The organism is Streptomyces sp. NBC_00442, from assembly GCF_036014195.1.
Classification (GTDB): Bacteria; Actinomycetota; Actinomycetes; order Streptomycetales; family Streptomycetaceae; genus Streptomyces.
Genome location: NZ_CP107918.1, coordinates 3,611,474 through 3,637,059, shown reverse-complemented (window position 1 = coordinate 3,637,059; position 25,586 = coordinate 3,611,474). Strand labels below are relative to the sequence as shown.

General features: G+C 71.2%; 23 protein-coding genes. 6 read left to right on the top strand and 17 right to left on the bottom strand.

What is annotated here, in order from left to right:
• The first annotated feature begins 14 nt into the window (after window positions 1–14).
• Window positions 15–737, top strand: coding sequence for an ABC transporter permease (locus OG432_RS16465; protein WP_328311685.1), 723 nt, complete (start codon window positions 15–17; stop codon window positions 735–737).
• Window positions 738–899: 162 nt separating this feature from the next.
• Here the strand turns inward: OG432_RS16465 and OG432_RS16460 are convergent, their stop codons facing one another.
• The 3 genes from OG432_RS16460 to OG432_RS16450 all read right to left on the bottom strand — a co-directional run bounded on the left by OG432_RS16460 (window position 900) and on the right by OG432_RS16450 (window position 4,170).
• A complete protein-coding gene (locus OG432_RS16460) occupies window positions 900–1,682 on the bottom strand; it encodes a hypothetical protein (protein ID WP_328311684.1) in 783 nt (260 codons plus the stop codon).
• Window positions 1,683–2,011: 329 nt separating this feature from the next.
• Window positions 2,012–3,289 (bottom strand): CynX/NimT family MFS transporter, encoded by a 1,278-nt coding sequence (locus OG432_RS16455; RefSeq protein ID WP_328311683.1) that lies wholly within the window; start codon window positions 3,287–3,289, stop codon window positions 2,012–2,014.
• Between the two features lie 188 nt (window positions 3,290–3,477).
• Window positions 3,478–4,170 (bottom strand): FadR/GntR family transcriptional regulator, encoded by a 693-nt coding sequence (locus OG432_RS16450; RefSeq protein WP_328311682.1) that lies wholly within the window; start codon window positions 4,168–4,170, stop codon window positions 3,478–3,480.
• Window positions 4,171–4,278: 108 nt separating this feature from the next.
• On the opposite strand from OG432_RS16450, the gene OG432_RS16445 reads away from it, so the two are divergent.
• The gene (locus tag OG432_RS16445; protein WP_328311681.1) at window positions 4,279–4,965 is read left to right on the top strand and encodes a rhomboid-like protein; all 687 of its coding nucleotides are present in this window, start codon (window positions 4,279–4,281) and stop codon (window positions 4,963–4,965) included.
• A 316-nt stretch (window positions 4,966–5,281) separates the two neighbouring features.
• Here OG432_RS16445 and OG432_RS16440 read toward each other — a convergent pair whose 3' ends face one another.
• The 9 genes from OG432_RS16440 to OG432_RS16400 form a co-directional block, all read right to left on the bottom strand.
• Entirely contained in the window at window positions 5,282–6,103 is an 822-nt protein-coding gene (locus OG432_RS16440; RefSeq protein ID WP_328311680.1) for an HAD family hydrolase, read from the bottom strand.
• Window positions 6,100–7,389: a serine--tRNA ligase gene (gene serS, locus OG432_RS16435; protein WP_328311679.1), complete on the bottom strand. Its 1,290-nt coding sequence runs from the start codon at window positions 7,387–7,389 to the stop codon at window positions 6,100–6,102. The genes OG432_RS16440 and serS overlap by 4 nt, the downstream gene beginning before the upstream one ends.
• A gap of 620 nt (window positions 7,390–8,009) precedes the next feature.
• Complete coding sequence (pheA, locus tag OG432_RS16430; RefSeq protein WP_328311678.1) at window positions 8,010–8,945, bottom strand: prephenate dehydratase; 936 nt, start codon at window positions 8,943–8,945, stop codon at window positions 8,010–8,012.
• A gap of 92 nt (window positions 8,946–9,037) precedes the next feature.
• The gene (efeB, locus tag OG432_RS16425; RefSeq protein WP_328311677.1) at window positions 9,038–10,345 is read right to left on the bottom strand and encodes an iron uptake transporter deferrochelatase/peroxidase subunit; all 1,308 of its coding nucleotides are present in this window, start codon (window positions 10,343–10,345) and stop codon (window positions 9,038–9,040) included.
• An 11-nt stretch (window positions 10,346–10,356) separates the two neighbouring features.
• Window positions 10,357–12,285: a copper resistance CopC/CopD family protein gene (locus tag OG432_RS16420; RefSeq protein WP_328311676.1), complete on the bottom strand. Its 1,929-nt coding sequence runs from the start codon at window positions 12,283–12,285 to the stop codon at window positions 10,357–10,359.
• A gap of 28 nt (window positions 12,286–12,313) precedes the next feature.
• Window positions 12,314–12,784 (bottom strand): copper chaperone PCu(A)C, encoded by a 471-nt coding sequence (locus OG432_RS16415; protein ID WP_328311675.1) that lies wholly within the window; start codon window positions 12,782–12,784, stop codon window positions 12,314–12,316.
• Window positions 12,781–13,440, bottom strand: a complete 660-nt coding sequence (locus tag OG432_RS16410; protein ID WP_328311674.1) for an SCO family protein — start codon at window positions 13,438–13,440, stop codon at window positions 12,781–12,783. The genes OG432_RS16415 and OG432_RS16410 overlap by 4 nt, the downstream gene beginning before the upstream one ends.
• A gap of 47 nt (window positions 13,441–13,487) precedes the next feature.
• Window positions 13,488–14,207 carry a YcnI family copper-binding membrane protein gene (locus OG432_RS16405; RefSeq protein WP_328311673.1) on the bottom strand — a complete coding sequence of 240 codons (720 nt, stop codon included), beginning with the start codon at window positions 14,205–14,207 and terminating at the stop codon, window positions 13,488–13,490.
• 105 nt (window positions 14,208–14,312) lie between these two features.
• Window positions 14,313–15,170 (bottom strand): hypothetical protein, encoded by an 858-nt coding sequence (locus OG432_RS16400; RefSeq protein ID WP_328311672.1) that lies wholly within the window; start codon window positions 15,168–15,170, stop codon window positions 14,313–14,315.
• Window positions 15,171–15,441: 271 nt separating this feature from the next.
• Between OG432_RS16400 and OG432_RS16395 the strand changes: the two genes are divergently transcribed.
• Complete coding sequence (locus OG432_RS16395; protein ID WP_328311671.1) at window positions 15,442–15,900, top strand: ATP-binding protein; 459 nt, start codon at window positions 15,442–15,444, stop codon at window positions 15,898–15,900.
• Window positions 15,901–15,933: 33 nt separating this feature from the next.
• On the opposite strand, the gene OG432_RS16390 is transcribed toward OG432_RS16395, so the two are convergent.
• The gene (locus OG432_RS16390; protein ID WP_328311670.1) at window positions 15,934–17,403 is read right to left on the bottom strand and encodes an aminopeptidase P family protein; all 1,470 of its coding nucleotides are present in this window, start codon (window positions 17,401–17,403) and stop codon (window positions 15,934–15,936) included.
• Window positions 17,404–17,527: 124 nt separating this feature from the next.
• On the bottom strand, window positions 17,528–19,012 hold the full coding sequence (locus OG432_RS16385) for a PP2C family protein-serine/threonine phosphatase (protein ID WP_328315129.1): 1,485 nt from the start codon (window positions 19,010–19,012) through the stop codon (window positions 17,528–17,530).
• A gap of 437 nt (window positions 19,013–19,449) precedes the next feature.
• Between OG432_RS16385 and OG432_RS16380 the strand changes: the two genes are divergently transcribed.
• Window positions 19,450–20,112, top strand: coding sequence for a bifunctional DNA primase/polymerase (locus tag OG432_RS16380; protein WP_328311669.1), 663 nt, complete (start codon window positions 19,450–19,452; stop codon window positions 20,110–20,112).
• 251 nt (window positions 20,113–20,363) lie between these two features.
• Window positions 20,364–20,906: a hypothetical protein gene (locus OG432_RS16375; RefSeq protein ID WP_328311668.1), complete on the top strand. Its 543-nt coding sequence runs from the start codon at window positions 20,364–20,366 to the stop codon at window positions 20,904–20,906.
• A gap of 194 nt (window positions 20,907–21,100) precedes the next feature.
• Here OG432_RS16375 and OG432_RS16370 read toward each other — a convergent pair whose 3' ends face one another.
• From OG432_RS16370 to OG432_RS16360, 3 genes are all read right to left on the bottom strand, one after another.
• Window positions 21,101–22,066: a DUF5926 family protein gene (locus tag OG432_RS16370; protein WP_328311667.1), complete on the bottom strand. Its 966-nt coding sequence runs from the start codon at window positions 22,064–22,066 to the stop codon at window positions 21,101–21,103.
• A 185-nt stretch (window positions 22,067–22,251) separates the two neighbouring features.
• The gene (locus OG432_RS16365; RefSeq protein WP_328311666.1) at window positions 22,252–22,863 is read right to left on the bottom strand and encodes an ATP-binding protein; all 612 of its coding nucleotides are present in this window, start codon (window positions 22,861–22,863) and stop codon (window positions 22,252–22,254) included.
• A gap of 53 nt (window positions 22,864–22,916) precedes the next feature.
• A complete protein-coding gene (locus tag OG432_RS16360; RefSeq protein WP_328311665.1) occupies window positions 22,917–23,744 on the bottom strand; it encodes a glycerophosphodiester phosphodiesterase in 828 nt (275 codons plus the stop codon).
• Between the two features lie 238 nt (window positions 23,745–23,982).
• On the opposite strand from OG432_RS16360, the gene OG432_RS16355 reads away from it, so the two are divergent.
• On the top strand, window positions 23,983–25,536 hold the full coding sequence (locus tag OG432_RS16355; RefSeq protein ID WP_328311664.1) for a S1C family serine protease: 1,554 nt from the start codon (window positions 23,983–23,985) through the stop codon (window positions 25,534–25,536).
• The last annotated feature ends 50 nt before the right edge of the window (window positions 25,537–25,586 follow it).

Genomic DNA, 25,586 nt, shown 5'->3' with positions numbered 1-25,586 from the left:
GAGCGGACGTTCCCATGTACAACCCGACCGTCGCCCGGCTCACCTACCGGGCTCTGCTCGGCCGCCGCCGGGCCGCCATTCTCTTCGTCCTGCCGGCTCTGCTCATCGTGATCTCCGTCGCCGTACGGTCCTTCAGCAGCGGAGCCGACGACCAGGTCGCGGCCGACCTCCTCGGCAGCTTCGCGCTGGCCACGATGGTGCCGCTGATCGGTGTCATCGCCGGCACGGGCGCGATCGGCCCGGAGATCGACGACGGCTCGATCGTCTATCTGCTCGCCAAGCCGGTGAAGCGGTCGACGATCATCGTCACCAAGCTGATCGTCGCGATCGCCGTGACGATGGCGTTCTCCGCGATCCCGACGCTGATCGCCGGGTTCATCCTCAACGGCAACGGCCAGCAGATCGCGATCGCCTACACCGTGGCGGCCCTGGTCGCGTCCATCGCGTATGCCGCGGTGTTCCTGCTGCTCGGCACCATCACGCGGCACGCCGTGGTCTTCGGCCTGGTGTACGCGCTGGTCTGGGAGGCGCTGTTCGGCAACCTGGTGCCGGGTGCCCGCACGTTGAGCGTGCAGCAGTGGTCGCTCGCCCTCGCCCAGCGCATCGGCGAGAACGGCGTGATCTCCTCCGACGTGGGGCTGCCGCTCGCGGTGACCCTGCTGGTGGGCGTGACCGCCCTGGCCACCTGGTACGCGGGCCAGAAGCTGCGCACGCTGAAGCTGGCCGGGGAGGAGTGACGGGGGGTTTCCTCGATGGGGGGAGCGGCCAGGCTTTTCCTGACAGGGCGGTGCCCGGCGACGTCAACGCGTCGCCGGGCACCGTCTGTTGTGCACGTCTGTTGTGCACCGGGCCGGACTACCTGTGGGGCGCCCGGGGCGGTTGTCCCCCGCCGTCCGCGGTTACTTCCGGCGCTTGCGGCGCGGGTGCGGGGGGTGGGGGAGGCGCCGCTGGATGTCGGCGACGTCCTCGGTGAGATCCGTGAGCCGGACGCTCATGGCCCCGACGACGTGGTTCGTGGCATCCAGGCGCCGGTCCAGGGATGCGACGCGGCGATCCACCGCTTCCAGGCGACGGTCCATCGCCTCCATGCGGTGGTCCATCACAGTCATCCGGTGATCCAGCGACTCCAGCCGCACCGACATCCGGTTGAGCACCGGACCGAGCTCCTGGAGCGCGGGCCCGATCTGGGCCATGGAGGTCTCCAGGTTGCTGACCCGCAGGTCCAGGCCGTCGTAGCGAGGATCGCTCGCGATGACGGTGCGGGGGGCCTCCTCGGTGTCGAGGAGGTAGGTGCGCACACAGCGGGCTACTTCGCTGTCGCGAAGGAGCATGGCTACGTTGAGGACGGCGCGGCGGGTGAAGAGCCGGAGGTGCGCCCGGCCCTGTGGATAACTCGAAGGGCGGCCGTCGTTTGAAATGGCCAAGTTGGCCATTTCAAAGACTTGCAGCTCAGAACCCTTAAGGGTGCGCATCCCGTTGGTGTGCAGTTCGTCGCGGTGGCGCTTGACGACGCTGTTGAGGGCCTCTGTGGGTACATCGAAGTACCTGGCGACGGCCTCTGTGGACAAATGGATTCCATCGGGTAGCACCTGCAACGCCCTGACTTTCTCCAGGACGTCGACGCGCCCCAGATGGTCGGCGCGCAGCGTGCGCGATTCGAGTAGAGCGACTTCGGATGGCATGGTCGGCCTTCCGTTCGTGGTCGTCGGTGCATGACAGGGACGCCCTGACCCCGGGCCGCAGGGGTGGAGGTCCGCTCATCTACGCCACTGACTCAATGACCGGTCTGTACCGCGACCGGCAATCCCCGAATTCACGAAAGGTACGACGCCACTAACCCCAGTTGCCTCCACGCACATGGGACAACGAGCGGACTTTCGTACAAGTCACGCGTCCGGGGAACACCAGTTGGGAACAAACGTTTCGCCGGGTCGTCCAGTGCCGGGCCCGCCCCCGTGCCGGGCCCGCCCCGACCCGTGCCAGGCTCGCCCCGCGCTGGGCCCGCCCGGTGTCACACCGTCCGGTCACGGGCCGCGAAGAGTCCCACCGTCAGGGCCGCCGCGCAGACGCCGAGCACGAGGGCGATCGGTACGGTCCAGCCCCCTGTCGCCTGGTGGACGGCGCCCGCGGCGAGGGGGCCGGCGGCGGCCAGCAAGTAGCCGACGGTCTGGGCCATGCCGGACAGCCGGGCCGCGGTACGGGCATCGCCCGAGCGCAGCACGATCAGGGTGAGGGCCAGCCCCACCGCGCCGCCCTGCCCGATGCCGAGAACGCCCGACCACAGCCAGGCGCCGCTCACCGGGGCGATCATCAGGCCCGCGTACCCGGCGGCGACCAACGAGGTGACCAGCACGATCAGCGGGCGCTGGCTGCGCATCCGGCCCGCCAGGAGCGGCACGGCGAAGGCGCCCGCCACCTGGATCAGGTTGTTGAACGCGAAGATCACCCCGGCCGTGGAGCGGCTCATGCCGTGGTCCGTGAAGATCGTCGGCATCCATGCGATCAGGACGTACGACCAGAGCGACTGGAGTCCCATGAAGAGGGTGACCTGCCAGGCGAGGGCCGAGCGCCACACGCTCCTGCCCGCGGCGCCGGACGTCGTGTCCTGTGCGGCTCCGGAAGGGGAGGCACCTGCGGAGGCACCGGTCCGTACCTCGTGGCCCGTACGGCCCCGCGCGATCAGCACCTGCGGCAGCCACGCCACCGCCGCGAGCACCGCGAGGAGCGACCAGACCGCGAGGGAGGCCTCCCAGCTGCCGCCGAACGCCTTCTCCAGCGGCACGGACGAGGCGGCCACGAGCGTCGCACCCGCGATCATCGCGCCGGTGTAGACGGACGTCATCGACGCGGCCTTGTCGGGGAAGTCGCGCTTGATCAGACCGGGCATCAGCACGTTGAGCAGGGCTATCGCCGTGCCGACGAGCACGCCTCCGCCGTACAGCGCCACCGCCGAAGGCGCCACCCGCACCACGATGCCGACCGCCAGGAGCAGCAGGGCGAACAGCAGCACCGGCTCGCTTCCGAAGCGCCGGGCCAGCCATGGGGCCACCAGCGCGCCGAGGCCCAGGAAGAGCACGGGTACGGAGGTCACCAGGCTGCTCGCGGTCGACGAGAGGCCGAACGAATCGCTGATCTCGCCCACCAGCGGCGACACGCTGGCCAGCGCGGCGCGCATGTTCACCGACGCCAGCACGATCCCGACCAGCAGCACCACCGGATGCGCGAGCAGCGCCCGCCGTGCGGCGAGGCCCTGGGGCGAGGGCCGTACATCGGCCTCGGCATCGGGCAACAGCAGATGATCAGTATCCGGGCGTGACAAAACAAGCACCTTTCTCAGATTTCTCACAGTCGAACGTCAACCGCCGACCAGGAACGGGCGGACGTCGCCCGGCGCGCCGCCGAACACGTCGCCCGACGCTCAGTCGCCCGACGCGCCGCCCGAAGCTCAGTCGCCCGGCGCGTCATGCACGCGGCGCGTCATCCACGCGGCGCGTCGCGTCGGGCCGCAACCGCTCGTACCGCCTCCAGCGGCGTGCGCAGCAGTTCGCGGACCGTGCGTTCCGCGGCCGCCGGGTCGCCGCTCTCGATGGCGTCGACCAGGGCCTCGTGCGTGTCGAGGTCGATCGGGGGCATCTCCTCGTCGCGCAGCGACGTGACCAGGCTCTCGTGCACCTGGACCGAGAAGAACCGGTAGACCTCGATGAACGCCGGGTTGTGGGTGGCCTGGACGACGCCCATGTGGAACGCCATGTCGGCGTCGGCGGCCCGGTCGCCGTGTTCGCGCAGGGTCCGCAGCACGGCGCGCAGGGCCACCATGTCGGCGGTGTCCCGGCGTTCCGCGGCGAGCCGGGCGGCTTCGGCCTCCAATGCGACGCGGAGTTCGAGCACGTCAAGGGTGCCGGCGGCGCGAATTTCCCGGAGAACCGCGGAAGGGTCGGCCGTGGAGCGTACGAACGTGCCGTTGCCCTGGCGGGATTCGAGCAGCCCGGCATGGACCAGGACCCGTACCGCCTCGCGGACCGTGTTGCGGCCCACGCCCAGTTGCTCGGCCAGCTCGTGCTCGGTCGGGATGCGGTCGCCGACCGCCCAGTCGCCGTTGGTCAGCTGGGCCCGCAGTTGATCGACCACGGTGTCCACCAGGGACTGCCGCCCCGCCGTCCGAAGGGTCACGCCGTACTCCATTCACCCGGTTGCCCAGTCATCCTACAACTGGTCATCCTACAACTGTCCGGCATGGCGTCTCATCCCTTCCTCAGCGTCAGGAGCCATCATCTAGGGATGACGACCCTGCTCCACCGCGGCGCCGAGCCCTCGCGGCCGATCCGGGCCTGGGTGCGTTCCACGCCCGGCACGCACATCTGGCTGCTGTCCATCGCGGTCACCAGCCTCGTCATCCAGCTGTCCACCCGGGAGTTCGAGCGCTTCCTGCTGCACCGCAACAGCAGCAACATCCACGAGCTGACCCGACACCCGGTGCAGTCCCTCTTCACCAGCGCGTTCTGGATCGAGAACCCGTCCTCGCTGCTGCTCTACCTGGTGATGTTCGAGGTGGTCCACGGCACGGTGGAGCGCTGGCTCGGCACCTTGCGCTGGCTGTGCACGGTCGTCGTCGGGCATGTGGTGGCGACCCTGATCAGCCAGGAGTACGTCCTGTGGTCGATCCAGAACCAGCATCTGCCCCGGCGCCTGGCGCACGCCATGTCCCATGTCGTCGACATCGGCGTCAGTTACGGGCTCGCCGCGTCCGCGGGCATCCTCGTCTACCGGCTGGCCCGGCCGTGGCGCTGGTTCTATCTGGCGGGGCTGCTCGGCTTCTTCGGCATTCCGCTCGCCACCGGCGGTACGTTCACCGACCTCGGCCATGTGACGGCGCTGTTCATCGGCTTCGCCTGCTGGCCGCTGACCAGGGACCTGCCGGAGCGAAAAGCAGTGGCGGCCAACGACCGTGCCGGGCACAGTGGTTGACGCAGCCGCACACGAGACGCGCGGCCCGCGGCACGGGGGAGGGGCACGACGACGACCGCCTGCACGGGTTGTCGGGCTCCTGGCCGGGGCGGCGCGCGGCAGGCACCGGAGCAGCACCGACGACTCCGGTTCGCCGCCCGTGCACGGCTGCACAGGGGCGGCCGCTTCGAGCGCGCATCCGCGCGAGGCCGCCCCTCCCACTTCCCGCGGGGCTGCCCGCCGGGGCCCGGCCGTCACCGACCGGGCGACTGCCCAGGGGCCGTGACGCCATCGCCGATCACGCAGCGCGTGAGAGCCACAGTCACCACGGCGCCCCTCACCGACCGAGCAACTGCTCCAGAACCACGGCGATGCCGTCGTCGTCGTTGGAGGCCGTGATCTCGTGGGCCACGGCCTTCAGCTCGTCGTGGGCGTTGGCCATCGCCACGCCGTGCTCGGCCCAGCCGAACATCGGGATGTCGTTGGGCATGTCGCCGAACGCGATCGTGTCCGCCGCCCTGCAGCCGAGCCGGCGTGCCGCGAGCGAGAGCCCGGTCGCCTTGCTGAGGCCCAGCGGCAGCAGCTCCACGACGCCGGCGCCCGCCATGACGACGCCGACCAGGCTGCCGACGACCTGCCGCGTGATCGCCGCGAGCGCGTCGTCGTCGTAGTCGGGATGCTGGATGTAGACCTTGTTCAGCGGGGCCGACCACAGCTCGGCGAGGTCCTCGAAGCGGTTGACCGGGAGCGGGCCCTCCTGGACCTGGTAGCCGGGTCCGACCAGCACGTCGCCGTCGAGCCCGTCGCGGCTCGCGGCGAGGGCGAGCGGGCCGATCTCCGCCTCGATCTTGGACAGGGCGAGCCCGGCGAGCTGACGGTCCAGCGTCACCGAGGTCAGGAGCCGGTGCTCACCGGCGTGGTAGACCTGCGCGCCCTGTCCGCACACCGCGAGCCCGTCGTACCCCAGGTCGTCCAGTATGTGCCGGGTCCAGTTCACCGCGCGGCCGGTCACCACGATGTGCGCGGCGCCCGCCGCGGTGGCGGCGGCCAGCGCGTCACGGGTGCGCTGCGAGACCGAGCCGTCGGAACGCAGCAGCGTCCCGTCGAGATCGGTGGCGACCAGCCTGTACGGGAACGGGCGGCCCGGGGCGGTACTCACTTGGCGATCGGCTCCAAGACCTCGCGACCGCCCAGGTACGGACGGAGGACGGCCGGTACGCGCACCGAACCGTCGGCCTGCTGGTGGTTCTCCAGGATCGCCACGATGGTGCGCGGGACCGCGCAGAGCGTGCCGTTCAGGGTGGAGAGCGGGGTGACCTTGCTCTTGCCGTCGCTGGTGTCGCGCATGCGGACCGACAGGCGCCGCGCCTGGAAGCCGTCGCAGTTGGAGGCCGAGGTCAGCTCGCGGTACTTGCCCTGGGTGGGGATCCACGCCTCGCAGTCGAACTTGCGCGACGCCGAGGAGCCGAGGTCGCCGGTGGCGACGTCGATGACCTGGAAGGGCAGTTCGAGGGCGGTCAGCCACTGCTTCTCCCAGTCCAGGAGCCGCTTGTGCTCGTTCTCCGCGTCGTCCGGGTGGACGTAGGAGAACATCTCGACCTTGTCGAACTGGTGGACCCGGAAGATGCCCCGGGTGTCCTTGCCGTACGTACCGGCCTCGCGGCGGAAGCACGGCGAGAAGCCGGCGTAGCGCATCGGCAGCTTGTCCGCGTCGAGGATCTCGTCCATGTGGTACGCCGCGAGCGGGACCTCGGAGGTGCCGACCAGGTAGTAGTCGTCCTTCTCCAGGTGGTACACGTTCTCGGCGGCCTGACCGAGGAAGCCGGTGCCCTCCATGGCGCGCGGGCGGACCAGCGCCGGCGTCAGCATCGGGATGAAGCCGGCCTCGGTGGCCTGGGCGATCGCCGCGTTGACCAGGGCGAGCTCCAGGAGCGCGCCGACACCGGTCAGGTAGTAGAAGCGCGAGCCCGACACCTTGGCGCCGCGCTCGACGTCGATGGCGCCGAGCGCCTCGCCGAGCTCCAGGTGGTCCTTGGGGGTGAAGCCCTCGGCGCCGAAGTCGCGGATGGTGCCGTGCGTCTCCAGAACGACGAAGTCCTCCTCGCCGCCGACCGGAACGTCCGCGTGGACGATGTTGCCGAGCCGAAGGAGCAGCTGCTTGGCCTGCTCGTCGGCGTCGTTCTGCGCGGCCTCCGCGGCCTTCACGTCGGTCTTGAGCTGCTCGGCCTTCTTCAGGAGCTCGGCGCGCTCGTCCGGCGTGGCCTTGGGGATGAGCTTGCCGAGCGACTTCTGCTCGGAGCGCAGCTCGTCGAAGCGGAGGCCCGAGGACCTGCGCAGCTCGTCGGCGGAGAGCAGGGCGTCGACGAGGGCGACGTCCTCTCCACGGGCGCGCTGGGAGGCGCGAACACGGTCGGGGTCCTCACGGAGCAGGCGAAGGTCAATCACCCCTCCAGGCTACCGGTGCAGACTCCTGCCACCCCACCGGTATATCCCCCGCGCGCCCCGACAGCGTGGCGCTTTGTCCAGATTGACCGAATTGGGAAGGCTGACCCTTGCATTTCCTGAGCGACTGTCAAGGAAAGCGACGCTATTCCCTGAAAAGAGGCGTTTCCGGGACGGCCGTTGACCGACTCCCTTGCCGCGCACCGCACTTGCGCGGGACTTGTCCACAGAGGTGGACGCGTACGGAAACTTATCCACAGGCTGTGTGGGAGATCTGTGGACTGCGGAGGAGATCATTCCGAAAGCCGCGTGCGGGGCCGAGGATTCCCCTCTCAAACCCGTTTCACACACTCATTCGGGTGGGAATTGCTCGCTCTAAAGAGTTGATCAACGGAATTGGGGTGACAGAGGATGTCCTGGCGGCCTGTGGACCGATGTGTCGTCACTAGAGGGATTTGTCGACTGTGTCCGGTTGTGTTGTCGACTTACCCACAGGTCGAGAACCGAGCCTGTGGATAACTTTGTGGACAACGAAAATCAGCAGGTAGGACCGGCTGCCGAGGCGCCCCGGCGACTGGGGACAACCGCCTCGGGACACCACCTGGGGGCGATGCCGACCGGTCCTACGCGCGCCCGTCCTGGCAGCGGGCCAGCCAGTCGGCCGCCCGGTCGAACTCCGCGTCCGAGGTCCCCTGCCGAGGCGGCCGTACGTCGTCGAGCGTGACCTCCGCCCTCGGGTACGAGCCGAGGAAGCGGATCTCCGGACAGATGCGCCGCAGCCCCATCAGCGCCTCCCCCACCCGCCGTTCCGAGATGTGGCCCTCGGCGTCGATGGCGAAGCAGTAGTTGCCGATGCCCTGACCCGTCGGGCGGGACTGGAGCAGCATCAGGTTGACCCCGCGCACCGAGAACTCCTGGAGCAGCTCCAGGAGGGCACCGGGGTGGTCCTCGCGCTGCCACACGACCACCGAGGTCTTGTCCGCGCCGGTCGGGGCCGCCGGGCGGGCCGGACGGCCGACGAGCACGAACCGGGTCTGCGCGTTGACCGCGTCATGGATGTCGGTGATCAGCGGTTCGAGGCCGTACGTCGCGGCCGCGAACTCGCCCGCGAACGCCGCGTCGTAGCGCCCTTCCTGGACGAGGCGGGCGCCGTCGGCGTTGGAGGCGGAGGACTCCCAGAGCGCCTCGGGCAGGTTGGCCTGCAGCCACTTGCGCACCTGCGGCTGGGCGGCCGGGTGTGCGGTGACCGACTTGATGTCCGCGAGCGCGGTCCCCGGGCGTACGAGCAGCGCGAACTTGATGGAGAGCAGCACCTCGCGGTAGATCATCAAGGGCTCGCCCGAGACCAGCTGGTCGAGCGTGGTGGTGATCCCGCCCTCCACCGAGTTCTCGATGGGGACGAGCGCCGCGGCCGCCTCCCCGGAGCGCACCGCGTCCAGGGCGGCCGGCACGGAGACCATCGGGACCAGTTCGCGGGTGGCTGCCTCGGGCAGGGTGCGCAGGGCGGCCTCGGTGAACGTGCCCTCGGGCCCCAGATAGGTGTATCGCGTGGCGGACATGCGGTTCACACTAATGGCCCGAACTCCCGGGCACGCACCGCTCCGACCGGCCGTCCCACCAGGCGGGCGCGCCTGTTCGACGGCTTCCCGGCTCATGACTCCAGAAGCCGCTGCCCCACGTACTCGCCCGCCCGCGGCCCGCCCGGCACCGCGAACAGACCGCTCGCCTCGTGCCGCACGAACGCGGACAGCGCGTCCCCCCGGTCGAGCTTGCGCTGCACCGGCACGAAGCCCCTGACCGGGTCTGCCTGCCAGCAGACGAAGAGCAGACCCGCGTCCGGCGTACCGTCCGCCGCGATGCCGTCGTGATAGGAGAACGCGCGCCGCAGCATGGCCGCGCCGCCGTTCTGTTCCGGGGCGGCGATGCGTGCGTGGGCGTTCCCCGGGATGACCGGCTTGCCGTCGGCCCCGAACGCGTCGAGCCGCATCTCGGTGGTCTCGGTACCCCCCGAAAGAGGGGCGCCGTCCGCCTTCTTGCGCCCTATCACCTTCTCCTGGTCGGTGAGCGGCAGCTTCTCCCAGGTGTCGAGGAGCATCCGGATCCGGCGCACGACCGCGTACGAGCCGCCCGCCATCCACGCCGGCTGCCCGGTGTCCGGCACGAAGACGCGCTGCTCGAAGTCGGCGTCCGAGACCTTGGGGTTGCCGGTGCCGTCGATCTGGCCCATCAGGTTGCGGGCGGTCATCGGCTTCTTGGTAGCGCCCGGCGTGCGGTTGAAGCCGCTCATCTGCCAGCGCACCTTCGCCGCGGCGCCCGCGTCCTGCTGGATCGCGCGCAGGGCGTGGAAGGCGACCAGCGCGTCGTCCGCGCCGATCTGCACCCACAGGTCGCCGTTCGACCGCTTCGGGTCGAGCTGGTCGGAGGAGAAGTCGGGCAGCGGGTCGAGCTGTCCGGGGCGCCGGTCGGTCAACCGCGTACGGTCGAAGAAGCTGTGGCCGAAGCCGAAGGTGACGGTCAGCGAGGACGGGCCGGCGTCCAGGGCGACGCCCGTGTCGCCGCTGCCCGCGGGCTTGCCCGCCATCAGTGCCCCGGCCGTCGCCGACCAGCGGCGCATCAGCGCGGCCGCCTCCTTGCGCCCGGCGCCGGGGGCCAGATCGAAGGCGATCAGGTGGCCCGTGGACTGAAGCGGAGTGCTGATCCCCGCTTGATGTTTCCCGTGAAACATCACCTCTGTGGAACCGACCGACGTCAGCGGGCTCGTGGCATCCGGCGATGCGACCGCCGCGTACGCCCCGGCTCCGCCCGCTGCCCCCAGCGCCAGGCCGGCCACACCCACACCGCCCACGGTGCCGAGCAGTTTGCGCCGGGAGATCTCCGGGCCGGGCTCGGCGGAAGCGGCCGGCGCCTGCTCGGCGTTCCCGGTCGGCGCGGCCTTCTTGGCGTTCTTGCTCTCGGTCATGTCAGGTCAACTCAGCCGATCTTGACGTTCTTGTCCACGGTGGTCTCGTCGATCTCGGAGGTGCGTACCGTCACCGAGACCTGCCAGTCGCCGGCCATCGGGATCTGTACGCCGCTCGCGCTCCAGTGTCCGACGGTGACGTGGTCGGGCACGACGGGCAGCGGCCCGACCGCCTTCGCGGCGAGTGTGAAGGCGACCTTCACCTCGGGGGCGTCCATCGGCTTGCCCGCCGGATCCGTCAGATAGACGTGCAGGTCGTTGGCGCCGGTGCGGCCCGGGTCGAGGGTGAGCTCCACGGTCCCCTTGCCGCTGCGACCGCCGGTGTCGAAGGGCAGCCGGATGTCGACGGGCCGGTCCGCCACGGCGACCTGGGATCCGGCCTTCGCCCGGTCCACCGCCTCCTGGGTGCGGCCGGGCTCGGTCTGCGTCAGCACCGTCGTGACGGCCAGCAGCACCACGGCCACGCCTGCCTCGGCGAGGACCGTGCGGCGCAGCCCGCTCCGCCCGGGATCGGCGTCGCGTACGCGCTTGTCGCGTGCGGAGCTCATCGCGGCCTGCTGGCGCGCGAGTTGAGCGGCCCGCTTGGTGTCCTTGCCGTCGTCGGGGACGGTGACGGGCTCCGGCTCGTTCGTGCGCTGCTCCACGATCGCGGCGGCCCCGTCCTCGGCGGTCGCGGTGCGCTCCGAGAGGCGGGCGGTCCAGCGCCGCGAGAAGGAGGCGGTCACGACCAGCACGGCCACCAGGCCGACCTTGACGAGCAGCAGCTGCCCATAGGCCGTGCCGGTCAGCGCCGACCAGGTGCCGACCTGACGCCACGACTGGTAGACGCCGGTCGCCGCGAGGACGGCCACGCTCCAGAACGCGATGCGGGAGAAGCGCAGGACGGCCGCGCGCTCGATGTCCGGGGCGCGGTACAGGACGACGAGCAGCGTGGTGAGCCCGCCGAGCCAGGCCGCGACGGCCAGCAGGTGCAGTACGTCGACGGGCATGGCGATGCCGGGCTGCAGCCCCGTCGAGGCGTGTTCGGCCAGCGCCCAGGTCGCGGCGAGTCCGGCGGCGACCACGGTCCCGCCGACGGCCAGGCCGAAGGTGAGGTCCTGCTTCTCGGCCTTCTCGTGCTCGCCCTCGCGCTTGGTGTACGCGCCGAACAGCACCGACACGAACAGCGCGGCGGCGCCGAGCAGCAGCAGCCGGGAGATGAGCGCCGCGCCCGGCTTCGTCTCCAGGACGGCCCGCAGCCCGTTGAGGTCGAACGCGTCCGAGAGCTTCCCGGAACCGGTGTAGGGGGTGCGGAGCAGCAGCATCGCGAGGGTGGCCGCGGTCATGGCGAGCCAGCCGCCGACGACGACCCGCTGCACCGCGCCCACGGCCGCGCCCCGCCGCCAGCAGGCGAGCACGAAGGCGGCGCCGCCGGTGAGCAGCACGAAGCCGGCGTACGCCGCGTACCGGGCGATGCCGTAGAGGGTGCCGACGAGGCCGCCGCCCACTTCCTGGCTGGGGACGACCGCGGCGGTCGCGGAGGGGGCGCCGATGGAGAAGGTGAAGGCGCCGGACACCGGGTGGCTGTCGGCGGAGATGGCCTGCCAGGCCACGGTGTAGGTGCCGTTGGGGATGCCGGTGCGCAGCCGGACGCCGTACTTGACGATGTTCCCGCTGCACAGGTTGATCAGTTCTGCGGTGTCGGAGCGCTTACCCGTGGGGTCGAGGACCCGGATGGAGTTGGCGTCCAGGGCGACGCCCTCGGAGAAGGTGAGGGCGACCTGGGCGGGGGCGGTGGCGACCACCGCCCCGTCCTTCGGGTCGCTGCCGGTCAGTGCGGCGTGCGCGGACGCGTCCGCGGCGCCCGCGAACAGCGCGCCGAGCAGCGCCACCGTGACGAGCAGCAGCCGGGTCAGGCTGCGGCGCGCGGTGGTGCGAAGGGGTGGGGCGGTGGCCGTCATGTCAGTCCCTCAAGTCCCTCTGGACGCCTCAGTGGTGCTTCGAGTTGTAGATCGCTTCCTTCACCGGAAGGTCGACCTTGACCGTGCCGGCCTTCTCGAAGTGCAGCTCGACGGCGACCTTGTCACCCTGCTTCGGCTTCTTCTTCAGGCCCATGAACATGATGTGGCTGCCGCCGCGTTCGAGGTCCAGTTCGCCGTTGGCCGGGACGTCGAAGGACTTCACCTCGACCATCTTCTGGTCCTTCGTCTCATGGATCGTGACGTCGTCCGACAGGTCGCTGGTGACCTTGGTGAGCTTGTCCGCGGTCTTGCTGTCGTTCTTGACGACGAGGAAGCCGCCGGCCATGTCGCTGGTCGGCAGCGGCATGAACGCGTCGCTGACCTGGAGCTTCGGCTTGGCCTCCGCGCTGTCGGAGCAGCCCGCGAGGGCCAGGCCCGCGGACAGGGCTATGACGGCGGCGACGGACGTGCGGGCGGCGTGGGTGGTGCGGCGGTTCACGGGTTCTCCCCCTTGATGATCTTCGGCAGGTCCTTGGTGTAGTCGGCGACGGTGGCGTCCTCGCCGTACAGCACATAGCCCTGGTCGGTCTTGGGGGAGAAGGCGATGACCTGGGCGCCGTGCATCGAGACGACCTTGCCGTCCTTGTCCTTGGTGGCCGGGTCGATGCCGATGCCGATCGAGCGGGCGCCCTTCTGGATGGTGGCGAAGTCGCCGGTCAGGCCGATGAAGGACGGGTCCTGGCCCTTGAGCCACTTGCCGAGCGAAGCGGGGGTGTCGCGCTCGGGGTCGGTCGTCACGAAGACGACCTGGAGCTTGTCCTGGTCGGCCTTGGGCAGCGACTTCTTGGCGACGGCGATGTTGCCCATGGTGAGCGGGCAGACGTCCGGGCAGTTGGTGTAGCCGAAGTAGATGAGCGTCGGCTTGCCCTTGGTCTCGGCACGGAAGTCGAACTTCTTGCCGTTGGTGTCCGTGAGGACGAAGTCGGGCTTGGTGAACGGCCGGTCGAGCAACGTCGCGGCCTGGGTCTTCGCGGAGGCGGAGACATCGGCGACGGGGCTGTGCGAGCCGTCGTCGCCGCTGCTGCCGCACGCGGTCAGGGTGAGCGCCGCTGCCACCGCGAGGGCGGCGGCAGTCAGCGCGGTCTTGGTGCGCATGAGGTGATGTTCCGGTCTTTTCCGGTGGAAGGGGTGCAGGGGGCGGGTTACGCGGAGCGTCGCCGTCCGGCGAACACTCCGAAGGCCACGCCCGCGACGCCGACGACGATGCCCACGACGGCCAGCACGCGCGCGGTGGTGTCGGTGTCCGAGGTGGACGCGGCAGCGGTCTTCCGACCGGCCGTGCTCTTGTCCGCGGCGGACGTGGCGCCGCCCTCGCCGGTCGCGGCGGCCGTCAGCTTGAGGGCCGGCGCCGGGTTCGCGGGCTCGGCCTGGCCCGGCTTCGCCTCCTCGATCCAGCGCACCACCTCGTTGTTGGAGTACGTCTGGAGCGCCTTGAAGACGAGCTGGTCGGTGTCGGTGGGCAGCGAGCCGATGGACAGCGGGAACTTCTGGAACTGGCCGGTCTCGATCGCCCCGCCGCTCCACGTCACCTTGGTGACGGCTTCGTTGATCTGCTTGCCGTGCACGGTCAGCGGCTTGTCCAGCTTGGACTTGGTGACCTCGACGTTCCAGCCCGGCACCGGCTCGGGCATGACGGACGCCAGCGGGTGGTCGGTCGGGAAGTTGACCTCGACCTTGACCGTCTTGGCGTCGTCGCGCTCGTTGGGGACCTTGAAGTCGACGACGGCGTAACCGCCCTTGGCGGCCGCCCCCTCGGGCTGCACGGTGACGTGGGCGAAGGCCGTTCCCGAGAGCAGCAGGACGGAGCCGGCGGCGACGGAGCCGACGAGGGCGATACGGGTGCGCGAACGGGCAGCGTTCATGGCAGAGACACTCCAGTGAGCAGGAAGGGTGGGGACGGCCACCGCGCACGGGTGCGCGGGGCCCGCGACACCACTCCTGCGGTACGTGTGGGGAGTGGGCCGCGTTCAGGCTGCGAGGGCGTGTGCCGCGGGCGGACCGCGCCTGATCACCGAGTGCTGGAGTACCGCCCCGGACGGGGGCGGCGTCGGGTGGGGGCCGGCGGCCGGCACGCGCGGCCCCTGCCCCGCGGCCGCGAGGAGCCCGGCGCACAGGGCCCGCACGAAGGACAGGGCGCGGCGCAGGGACCGTACGGAGGCGTCTTCGGCGACGGCCGTGACGGACTCGGCCGCCAGGCGCACCGCGCCGAACAGGGCGGCCTCGCCGCGCCGCAGCAGCCATCCCGTGGCGAGCGCCGCCAGCAGATGACAGAGCAGCATGGGGAGCGAGGGCAGCAGCGAGGCGGCGAGCGAGGCCGAGTGCGCCGAAGCCGGACCCGCGCCCGTCATGCCCGGCATCATGTCGCTCATCGGCGCCATGCCGGGCAGGGTGGCGTGAGAGCCTCCGCCGATCCTGGCCGGGTCGATGCCCGCGTCGCTCACGATGCGCCGGGCGTCCGCCGCGCTGAGCCGGGTCGCGCCGTCGCCGCACAGCAGGTTGCCGGCGAACCGGATCAGCGGGAGGTCCCCGGTGGATCCGTCGCCGGAGGCGGCCGCCGTGTGCTGGCCGATGCCGAACAGGGCGTGGAGACCGAGCTGTCCGACGGCGAGGGCCCCCGCGATGGAGGGCAGCGAGCGCTCCCGTCCGGCGAGCGGCGCCACGACCGCGAGCACCCCGAGGAAACCGGCGAGCAGCGTCCACCACGGGACGCTCGCACAGGCCGCCATGACGTGTCCCATCGCGGACAGCACGACGCAGACCGCGGCGAACACCGCGGCCCTGAGCAGCCGGAGGCCGGCGCCTGCCGGGGCGTGGAGGGAAGACATGGCGGGGCCATCATCGCACTGGCCTTACCCGCCCCATACGTCAGGTCCAAAAGGTCGTCTTTGGCACGGGTGGCGCCGTCGCGGTGCGGCGGCCGGGGGCGGGAGGCGGGCGGTCGCGGTGGCTTTACACCGGCGCGCGGGGGCGCGTACATCCGCCGAACGGGCGCCATCACGTCAAGAGCGTGCTTACGGGCGAGTAGTTGCGGCAATACTGCGCCCGTAGAGAGAAGGACTATGTCGAGCCGCAGCGTTGCAGCCAGGAGGCTGGAGCATGAGCATCTGGTGGTCCCTCCACTTGCGGCGCGAGGCCGCGAGCGTGCCGCTCGCCCGTCGTCTTCTGCTCGGGACCATGGAGACCGCGGGGGTCGACCCCGACGTCTCCTACGACCTGTCGGTCGCTCTCACCGAGGCCTGCGCCAACGCGGTCGAGCACGGCGGTGACACGGTGGCGGGGAGCGCCTCGGCGGCCTACCGGGTGACGGCCTACCTCGACGGCGAGAAGTGCCGCATCGAGGTGGCCGACTCGGGCCCCGGCTTTCCCGCGCGGCGCGCCCGGCGTGCCGCGCCGCCCGCGAGAACCGGCTGCCTGGCCGAGCACGGCAGGGGCCTCGGCCTGATCGAACAGCTCGCCGACCACGTGCACTTCAGGAACCGGCCCGGCCGGGGCGCGGTCGTCAGCTTCGACAAGATCCTCAAATGGCGCGAGGGCGCGCTGCTCAAGGTGTCCTGAGCGGCGCGCCCCCGGGCGCGTGGGCGGTCCGGATCAGCCCTGCTTGAGCTGGGCCATCCACGCCTCGACCTCGTCCGAGCGGCGCGGCAGCGCGGCGGACAGGTTCTCGTTGCCGTCCTCGGTGACCAGGATGTCGTCCTCGATCCGGACGCCGATGCCCCGGTACTCCTCGGGCACGGTCAGGTCGTCGGCCTGGAAGTACAGACCGGGCTCGACGGTCAGGCACATGCCCGGCTCCAGGTCGCCGCCGACGTACGTCTCGGTGCGCGCGGCCGCGCAGTCGTGGACGTCCATGCCGAGCATGTGACCGGTGCCGTGCAGGGTCCAGCGGCGCTGGAGGCCGAGTTCGAGGACCTTCTCGACGTCCATGTCGCCGAGCAGACCCCACGAGACGAGCTTCTCGGCGAGCACGCGCTGGGCGGCGTCGTGGAAGTCGCGGTAGGCGGCGCCGGGCCTGACCGCCGCGATGCCGGCCTCCTGGGCCTCGTACACCGCGTCGTAGATCTTGCGCTGGAGCGGCGAGAAGGTGCCGTTGATCGGCAGGGTGCGGGTGATGTCGGCGGTGTAGAGCTCGTTGGTCTCCACGCCGGCGTCCAGGAGGAGCAGGTCGCCGGAGCGGACCTCGCCGTTGTTGCGCACCCAGTGCAGGGTGGTGGCGTGCGGGCCCGCGGCGCAGATCGAGCCGTAGCCGATGTCGTTGCCCTCGACGCGGGCGCGCAGGAAGAACGTGCCCTCGATGTAGCGCTCGCTCGTCGCCTCGGCCTTGTCGAGCACCTTGACGACGTCCTCGAAGCCGCGGGCGGTCGAGTCGCACGCCTTCTGCAGCTCCGCGATCTCGAACGCGTCCTTCACCAGACGCGCCTCGGAGAGGTACACGCGCAGCTCTTCGTCGCGTTCGGCGGTGACCTTGTCGGTGAGCGCGGCCTCGATGGACGCGTCGTGACCCCGTACGCACCGGACCGGGCCGGTGGCCTCGGTCAGCGCGGCGGCCAGCTCGCGCACGTCCTTGGCGGGCAGCCCGAGCAGCTGCTCGGCCTCGGTCAGGGAGTGGCGGCGGCCGACCCACAGCTCGCCGCTGCCCGACAGCCAGAACTCGCCGTTCTCGCGGTTGGAGCGGGGCAGCAGGTAGAGCGTCGCCTCGTGCCCGTCGCCGGCCGGCTCCAGGACGAGCACACCGTCCTCGGTCTGGTCGCCGGTCAGGTACGCGTACTCGGTGGAGGCGCGGAAGCTGTACTCGGTGTCGTTCGAGCGGGTCTTCAGGTTGCCCGCGGGGATCACCAGACGCTCGCCCGGGAAGCGCTTGGAGAGCGCGGCGCGGCGGTCGGCGGTGTGGCCGGCCTGCGCGACCCGCTCCAGGCCGTGCAGCTCGGTGTCGGCCCAGCCGGACTTCATGTTCTCGGCCAGCTCATCGGAGACGCCCGGGTACAGGCCGTTCTTCCGCTGCTGGATCGGCTTCTCGTCGGCGGTCTCTTCCGGGATCGCCGGGCTGAGCTCCTCTGACACGTCTGCTCCTTGGTACGACACTGGGCCGCCCTCCATCGTACGGGCGTACGGAAGGGGGTCCAGGGTCGTAGTGCCTCTTACCGCGGCCGTCGCGGGCCGTCGCGGGCCGTCGCGGCGTCGGCGGCTAGACGAAGCGGGCCGCGAGCATCACCACGTCCTCGGCGTGGTCGGCCTCGTCGAGGCCGTCGGGCAGCAGGGTGCGCAGCACGTGGTCGAGGATCGCCCCGGGATCGTCGCGCACCGGCTTGGGGACGCTCGCGGCGGCGGCGTGCAGCCGGGCGAAGGCGCGGTCCATGGGGGCGCCGGTGCGGCGCAGCAGGCCGTCCGTGTAGAGCAGCACCGTTTCTCCAGGGTCGGGAGAAAGCTCCATGCTCGGCGCCTCCCAGCAGGCCAGCATGCCGAGCGGCGCCGAGAGCGAGGTCTCCACGAATTCGGTGCGCCGCTCCCCGATGATCAACGGCGGGGCGTGTCCGGCCCCGGCGAGCACGATCTTGCGCGGGGCGGGTTCGCAGTAGGCGAAGAGCGCGGTGGCCGAGCGGGCGGGCTCGGTCAGGCGCAGCAGCAGTTCGAGGTCGGACAGGACGGCGACGGGATCCTCGCCCTCCATGACGGCGTACGCCCGCAGGCTCGCGCGCAGCCGCCCCATCGCCGCGACCGCGCTCGGCCCCGACCCGGTGACGGAGCCGACCGCGAGGCCGAGCGCGCCCTCGGGCAGCGGGAGCGCGTCGTACCAGTCGCCGCCGCCGCGCGGCCCGGTGCGGTGGCGGGCGGCCAGCTGGACGCGGGCGACCCGAGGCAGCCGGCTGGGCAGCAGCTCCTCGGCGATGGTCGCCACATGGGTGCGGGCCCGCTCCAGTTCGACGAGGCGGGCCAGGTGTTCGGCCGCGTACCGGATGTAGAGGCCGACCAGGTGCTGCTGGCGCTCGACGGGCTCCGCGCTCTCGTCGTAGAGCCAGACGGCGGCCCCGAGCCGGCCGGAGCCCTCCGTGGTGAGGGGCAGCGCGTAGCTGGCGGCGTAGCCGAGGCGGGCGGCGACCTCGCGGTGGCGCGGGTCGAGGCCGTCCTGGTCGGCCATGAGGTCGGCGCCGCCCGCGTCGGGCAGCCCGTCCAGGATCCGGCCGTACGCGGTGGCGCTGCGCGGCACGGTCTCGATGTGGCCGAGGTCGGCGTGGGCGAGCCCGAGTCCCGTGGTGACGACCGGACCGAGGCCGTCCGCGGGCTCCATGACGACGAGCCCGCGCCGCGCGCCGACGAGAGCGGCGCCGGCCTTGAGGAGTTCGTTCAGCGCGTCGTCGAGCACGGTGGTGCGGGCGAGACGCTCGGTGAGTTCGTGGAGCGTGGTGAGGTCGGAGACCCAGCCGGCGAGCCGGTCCTGGAGCACCGCACCGGGTGGGGTGTGGGCGGCGGGTGAGGGCAGCGACGCGTGAGTGTGCGCCGGAGACGGAACGGCTGGATCGATTCCAGCCACTTTCGGCAGGTGAGGGGCGCTCATGGCAGCCGGCTTTCCGACTGGTCGTTTCTGCTCAATAGCATCGCAAACCCCCATGTCATTCTGCGCCGCTATCAATGCATCCACATGTACACGCACAAGTGAGGGGATGTCCAGCATTGTCATAGCGGGACTATTGGTGTCCGTGGGGCTTCCAAGTTGGCCGAAAAATGATCCTGGTCGCCCGGTCCTGGGGTCGACTGAGGACGTTCAACTGTGCGTCGTTTCAACCGTGTTGGGTACGTAATCGGTGTGGTCCGTGGCAGTTGGACTGCCTCGGAACCTTGCGGACGGCCTGAGCGTCTTAAGAGCCGACCGGCCACGTCCCACCCCGAGCGGCGGGGTTTTTTGCCCGCAGGACGGCAAGCGCCATGCACGCGCCACCCTTCGCCATGCTTTAAATGGTTACGGGCAGTGGCCGTCGCCACCCGTGGTGACGGCTCATGATCGATCCCGGCGGATCCCCACCGCCTGCTCACGCAGCACGTACGCGCAGTGAAGTTGTGCACACGTCATGTGATGTGGACTCGGCGTTCAACGGAAAGGAACGAGCGCCCATGCGCGAGATCCCTGGAAGGCGACGCAGGTTCCGGTTCTGGCGCAGTGAAAGGGCTGCTCAGCTCGGCGCCGCGCTGACCTGTGCGACCCAATGGAAATGGCCCGTGGTCCCCGGAGTGGGACTGGCCGCGGGCGGCCGCGGCTGTGCCTGCCCCGACCCCGAATGCGTGGTGCCGGGTGCGCACCCCTTCGACCCCGTCCTGCTCGCGGCGACCACCGACGAGAGCATGATCCGCTGGTGGTGGACGAACCGGCCCGCCGCGCCGGTCCTCCTCGCCACCGGCGGCGGCGCGCCCTGCGCGATCAGCCTCCCGGCCGTCGCCGGAGCGCGGGCGCTCGCCGCCCTCGACTCCATGGACGTGCGGCTCGGCCCGGTCGTGGCGACCCCCACCCGGTGGTCGCTCCTGGTCGCTCCGTACTCGATGGAGCGCCTCGGCGAGCTGCTCTACTCCAAGGACTGGGTGCCCAGTTCGCTCCGCTTCCACAGCGAGGGCGGCTATCTGGTGCTGCCGCCGTCGCAGACCGGCAAGGGGCAGATCCGCTGGGAGCGGCCCCCGCTGGGCTCGGCCGAACTCTGGCTCCCCGAAGTGGAGGCGGTGGTGGACGCGCTGGTCGAGGCGAGCACCAGCGCACCGGACGGCGGGAGCCGGCTGGCGTACTGAAACGCACCGATGGCGGTGCGAGACAGGAGCGGGGCGGCCCCGGGCGGCCGGCAGCAGGGCGGCCCGGACGGGATGTGCGGGGTGCGTCGCCCAATGAGCGTGAAGGCGGTTCGGTTCCCGAGCCGCCTTCACTCTTTCGGGTGCGAGCGGGCCCTGGTTGTACGGGAATTGGGTGTGCGCGGCGCCGGGCGCCCGGATTCCGTGGCTATCTTCGGCCCACCATCAGGAATTCCAGGGCAGGCGGGTCCCCCATGAATCTCCAGCACCTCCGCGTCGCCGGGCTCACGGCCGTCGTGGTGGGCGCCGTGCTGCTGCCGCTGGTCGCCTCGGCGGGGCCCGCGGGAGGGCCCGAGGAATTGACCGCGGCGGATGACGCAAAAAGCCCCCTCACTCACGTCCTCGCGCGGGCGAACAAGCCACTGCCGCGGTCCGTGCGGGAAGCGGCCGCGCACTGCGGTCCCGCCCTGGTCTCCCCCGAAGGGATCGAGGCGCAGACCTGCGTGCTGAGCGGGGGGCGCGACGCCTGGGGGCGTACCTACTACCGCAACGCCACCGGCCAGGAGCTGAACGTGGTCCTCACGCTGATGAGCCCGGACGGGCGGACCGTGGAGACGAACTGCCAGGTGGCCGCCGACGACCAGCCGAATTCCTGCGAAACCCCGCACGAGAGGCGGACCGGGCCGGCCGCGGGGGCGGAGGCGTATTCGGCGGTGTCGGAGTTCGCGGCGGCGGGAGAGGACGCACCGCTGCTCCTGCGTTCCGGCAGCAACTCCACGGAACCCTCGGCTCGTTGACCGAGCCGGCAAATGGAAGGGCCCGATCGCTGGCGACGGGGGATGCACCAGCGACCGGGCTCTTAGAACGGTAACAAGAGATCGGTCGTTCGCAAATTCGATCTCGGTAATTCGGACACCGATTTACCTGTCAGTACGGCGAGTTGTGACAGGAGTCACCTGTCGGCCGACCGAAAGGGCCGCCGCCGTCACTCTCAGCTGAGCGTCACTTGGCGGTTGGTGAGCCCACCGCGGGCCCGGCGCTCCTCCGCCGTGAGCGGCTCCTCGTTCGCGAGCGCCCCGGCGAGCCGCTCGGCGAACTCGGCGGCCGGCTTCTCGCACTCCTCGGCGCCCATCCCGGCCGGCAGGTCCCAGACCGGCACCGTCAGGCCGTGCGCGCGGAAGGAGCCGACGAGCCGGGTCCCCTCGCCGAGCGAGGACGTGCCGGCGGCGTGCAGCCGCGCCAGCGCGTCGAGCAGCTTCTCCTCCGCGTACGGCATGACCCACCGCAGGTGGTTCTTCTCCGGGGTCTCGCACCAGTACGAGGAGTCGACCGACGTCAGCCGCACGGTCGGGATCGCGGCGGCGTTGGCCCGCTCCAGGGAAGCGGCGACCTCGGTGGCGGCGTTGTCCGCGTCCGGCACCCAGAACTCGAAGCCGGTGTGCACCTCGGGCTCGAACGCTCCGGCCGGGTCGAGCAGGTCCTGAAGGCGGGGGCCGTCGGGCTCGGCGCGCTGGGCGGCGACCGGCGAGCCGGGCTCGGCGGTCAGCGCGCGCTTGAGGGTGTCGGCGAGGTCGCGGCTGATGTCGCCGGACGGGGTGTCGTTCTGGAGGCCGAGCAGCACCGAACCGTCCTCGCGGCGCAGCGCGGGCCACGCCATCGGCAGCACGGTCGCCAGCGTCACGGACGGCACGCCATCGGGCAGCGGGTCCTTCAGCGTGAGCGGTACGGTCGCGGCCGGGACCAGCTCGCGCAGCGCGACCCAGTCGCACTCGCCGGCCAGGCCCTCGAAGGGGCGCTGGACCAGCTCGGTCACGGCGTGCGACGCGGACCGCCCGTGACACGCCTTGTAACGGCGGCCGGAGCCGCACGGACAGGGCTCACGGGCCCCGGCGACCGGGATTTCCCCGTCGCTGATCTGCGGCTTGACGGCCTTCGCCTGGGGACGCTTCTTGGCCATGGTGTGGCTCTCTCCCGACTGCGGTGGTGCGGTGTCGCTGTGTCGGGCGCGAGCCTAGCCGCCCGGACCGCCGGGCCGCGGCGAAGCCGGATCTCCGGGCGGGATCGGGGACGGGCGTGCGGGCCGGAGCGGGGCCGGACCTCCGGGAAGGAGCCGAGCCGCGTCGGCCCGTCCGCTCGGTCCAGTCAATCCAGGTCGTCGAACGCGTCCGCGAACTCCAGGCTCGGCACCGTCGCGGGGCCGGCGACGCGCGTAGCGAAATCGTCGTGCCGGTGCGCCGCCGTGAGGATCACCCACACCGTGACCTCGCCGGAGGCGCTGTCCCGCACGCCCCAGTCCTGCGCGAGGGCGCTGATGATGTTCAGCCCCCGGCCGCCGCGCGCGGTCACCGACGGCGTCGCCGGGATGGGCCGGGTCGGGCCGCCCCCGTCCGTGACCTCGACGGTCAGCCGCCCCGCCTTGTCGATCTGCCAGGCCGCCTGGATGTCGCCGTCGCCTATGTCGGACCGCCCCAGCGGCCTGCCGTGCCGGCAGGCATTGCTGAGCAGTTCGGACAGGATCAGTACGGCATCGTCCACGACCGGCTCGGACACCCCGTTGCCGAGCAGCTGCTCGCGCATCCGGTGTCGTGCCTTGCCCACGCCCGCAGGGCCATGGGGTACGGCCATGCTCGACGACGCGGGCACCTCCTGTGCCACCACCAACGCCACCCCCGAGACCTCCTTCGCCCCACGCCACGGTGTGGATGCCCCAATGGACTGGACCGGAAACCGGCCAACCGGCGCCGGGCGACGCATTCGTCACGGTCCCCTACGGAGCGAACGCGCCGGTGCACACCCTGTAAGGGGCGTTACGGGCGCCCGAGTTGGGACAGGACCTGTTTCGGCCGGTTGGTGATGATTGCCTCCACTCCGAGGCTTACGCACAGGTCGACGTCCTCGGGTTCGTTGACCGTCCAGACGTGCACGCGGTGCCCGGCGCGGTGCAACCGCTCGATGTAGGCGGGGTGGTTGCGCACGATCCGCATGCCGGGTCCCGCGATCCGGGCACCGGCCGGCAGCCGTCCGTCGCGCAGTCGCGGGGACAGGAACTGCATCAGGTAGACGGTCGGGATGTCGGGAACCGCCCCCGTCACCCGGTGCAGGGAGCGCGCGGAGAAACTCATGATGCGGACCGGGGAGGTTTCACCGGCCGGCGGCGGCTGAGTGAGGCCGAACCTCTTGAGGAGGTGGACGAGACGCTCCTCCACCTGGCCGGCCCACCGGGTCGGGTGCTTCGTCTCGATGGCCAGCTCGACCCTGCGACCGGAGTCCGCGACGAGTTCGAGCAGCCGCTCGAGGGTCAGGACCGAGGTGAACTCGCGGTCCTTCCAGTCCGGGCTCTCCTCGCTGTCCTTCCAGGAGCCGAAGTCGAGCGCCGCCAGATCGGAGAGTTCGAGGGCGGACACGGCGCCGCGGCCGTTGGAGGTGCGGTTGACGCGCCGGTCGTGGACGCAGACGAGGTGGCCGTCGGCCGTGAGGCGGACATCGCATTCCAGGGCGTCGGCCCCGTCCTCGATCGCCTTGATGTACGCGGCGAGCGTGTGCTCGGGGGCGTCCTCGGAGGCCCCCCGGTGGGCGACCACCTGGACGCGGGCGGGATCTGGGATGTGCGGGCTGGGCTGCCGTGCTTGGGTCACCGCGTCATCGTGCCACCGCCGGAGCACAGGTTGGCGCACGAATACACAGCTCCTGCTTACAGTGGCCTGACGTGCGGTGGGAAAAGCTGAGCGGAGTCATCCGCACGGTGCGGGGCCCGATGTCGGACCCCTGGCGCACCATGGGTGGTGCCGAGCCCCACGCCGGAGTTCGGCAGCCAGTCAGCCGGCCCCCGCCTGACCGTCCCCAAGACCGAGTGGAAACCGAGGAGAGCAAGCTGTGAGCACCGAGAACGAGGGCACCGCGGTTCCGGCCGTCCCGCCTGCCCCGTCGTCTGCACCTGCTGCACCTCCCGTGCCCGCCGCAGCCCCTGCCGCCCCCGCCCGTTCGGACGCGGCGCCCGGCGAGGCGGAGAGCACGCTCGTCCACGAACCCGTACCGCCGTCGGCCGGAGCCACCCCGAGTTCCGGCCAGGACCCGGCGACCGCGCCGCTGCCCGCCACTCCGGGCGCTCCGGCGCCGCACGCGTACGAGACGCACGAAGCGCACGAAGCGCACGAGTCGGCGCCCCCGCAGCAGGGCGGCGCCGGCTGGCCGCCGCCCCCGCCGGTGCTGCCCTCCTACGGAGGCGGAGGCGGAGGCAACCCGGGCGAGCCCTGGGGCGCCCCGCACGCCCCGGCCCCGCGCAGGCGCGGTGGCGGACTGATCGCCGCGGTCGTGGCGGCCGCCCTGGTGGCCGGCGGAATCGGCGGTGCCATCGGTTACTTCGCCGCGGACCGGGACAACGGAGGGTCGGGCTCCACCACGGTGGCCTCGTCCGACACTCCCAAGGACTTCAAGCGCGACCCGGGCACGGTGGCCGGGGTCGCCGCCAACGCGCTGCCGAGCGTGGTGACGATCGACGCCCAGGGCAGTGACGGCGAGGGCGGCACGGGCACGGGCTTCATCTACGACAAGGAAGGCCACATCCTCACGAACAACCACGTGGTGGCCTCCGCGGCGAGCGGCGGCAAGCTGTCCGCGACGTTCTCCAACGGCAAGAAGTACGACGCCGAAGTGGTGGGCCGCGCCCAGGGTTACGACGTGGCCGTCATCAAGCTGAAGAACGCCCCGTCCAACCTGAAGCCGCTCTCCCTCGGCAACTCGGACAAGGTCGCGGTCGGCGACTCGACCATCGCGATCGGCGCGCCCTTCGGTCTCTCCAACACCGTCACCACGGGCATCATCAGCGCGAAGAACCGTCCGGTTGCGTCGAGCGACGGGCAGAACTCCAAGGCGTCGTACATGAGCGCCCTGCAGACCGACGCCTCCATCAACCCGGGCAACTCGGGTGGTCCGCTGATCAATTCGGCGGGCGCGGTGATCGGCATCAACTCGGCGATCCAGTCGGCGGGCACCGGCGGCATGGGCGGCCAGTCGCAGGCGGGCTCGATCGGTCTCGGCTTCGCCATCCCCATCAACCAGGCGAAGAACGTCGCGGAGCAGCTCATCAAGACCGGCCAGCCGGTCTACCCGGTGATCGGCGCCTCGGTCGGCATCCAGCAGGGCAGCGGCGCGGCCCCGGGCGGCGGCACGGACGGCGCCCAGATCTCCCCGCAGGGCAGCGGCAGCCAGCAGCCGATCACGGCGGGCGGTCCCGCGGACAAGGCGGGCCTGAAGCCGGGCGACATCATCACCAAGTTCGGCGACATGCCCATCGACAGCGGCCCGACGCTGATCAGCGAGATCTGGACGCACCAGCCGGGCGACCAGGTTCCGCTGACATACACGCGGGACGGCAAGGAGAACACGGTCACGATCACCCTGGGCGAACGCAAGGGCGACAGCAACTGACCCGATGCCGGTAGGCTGTACACCGCTCCGCGCCTGGTGAGGCGGGGCGC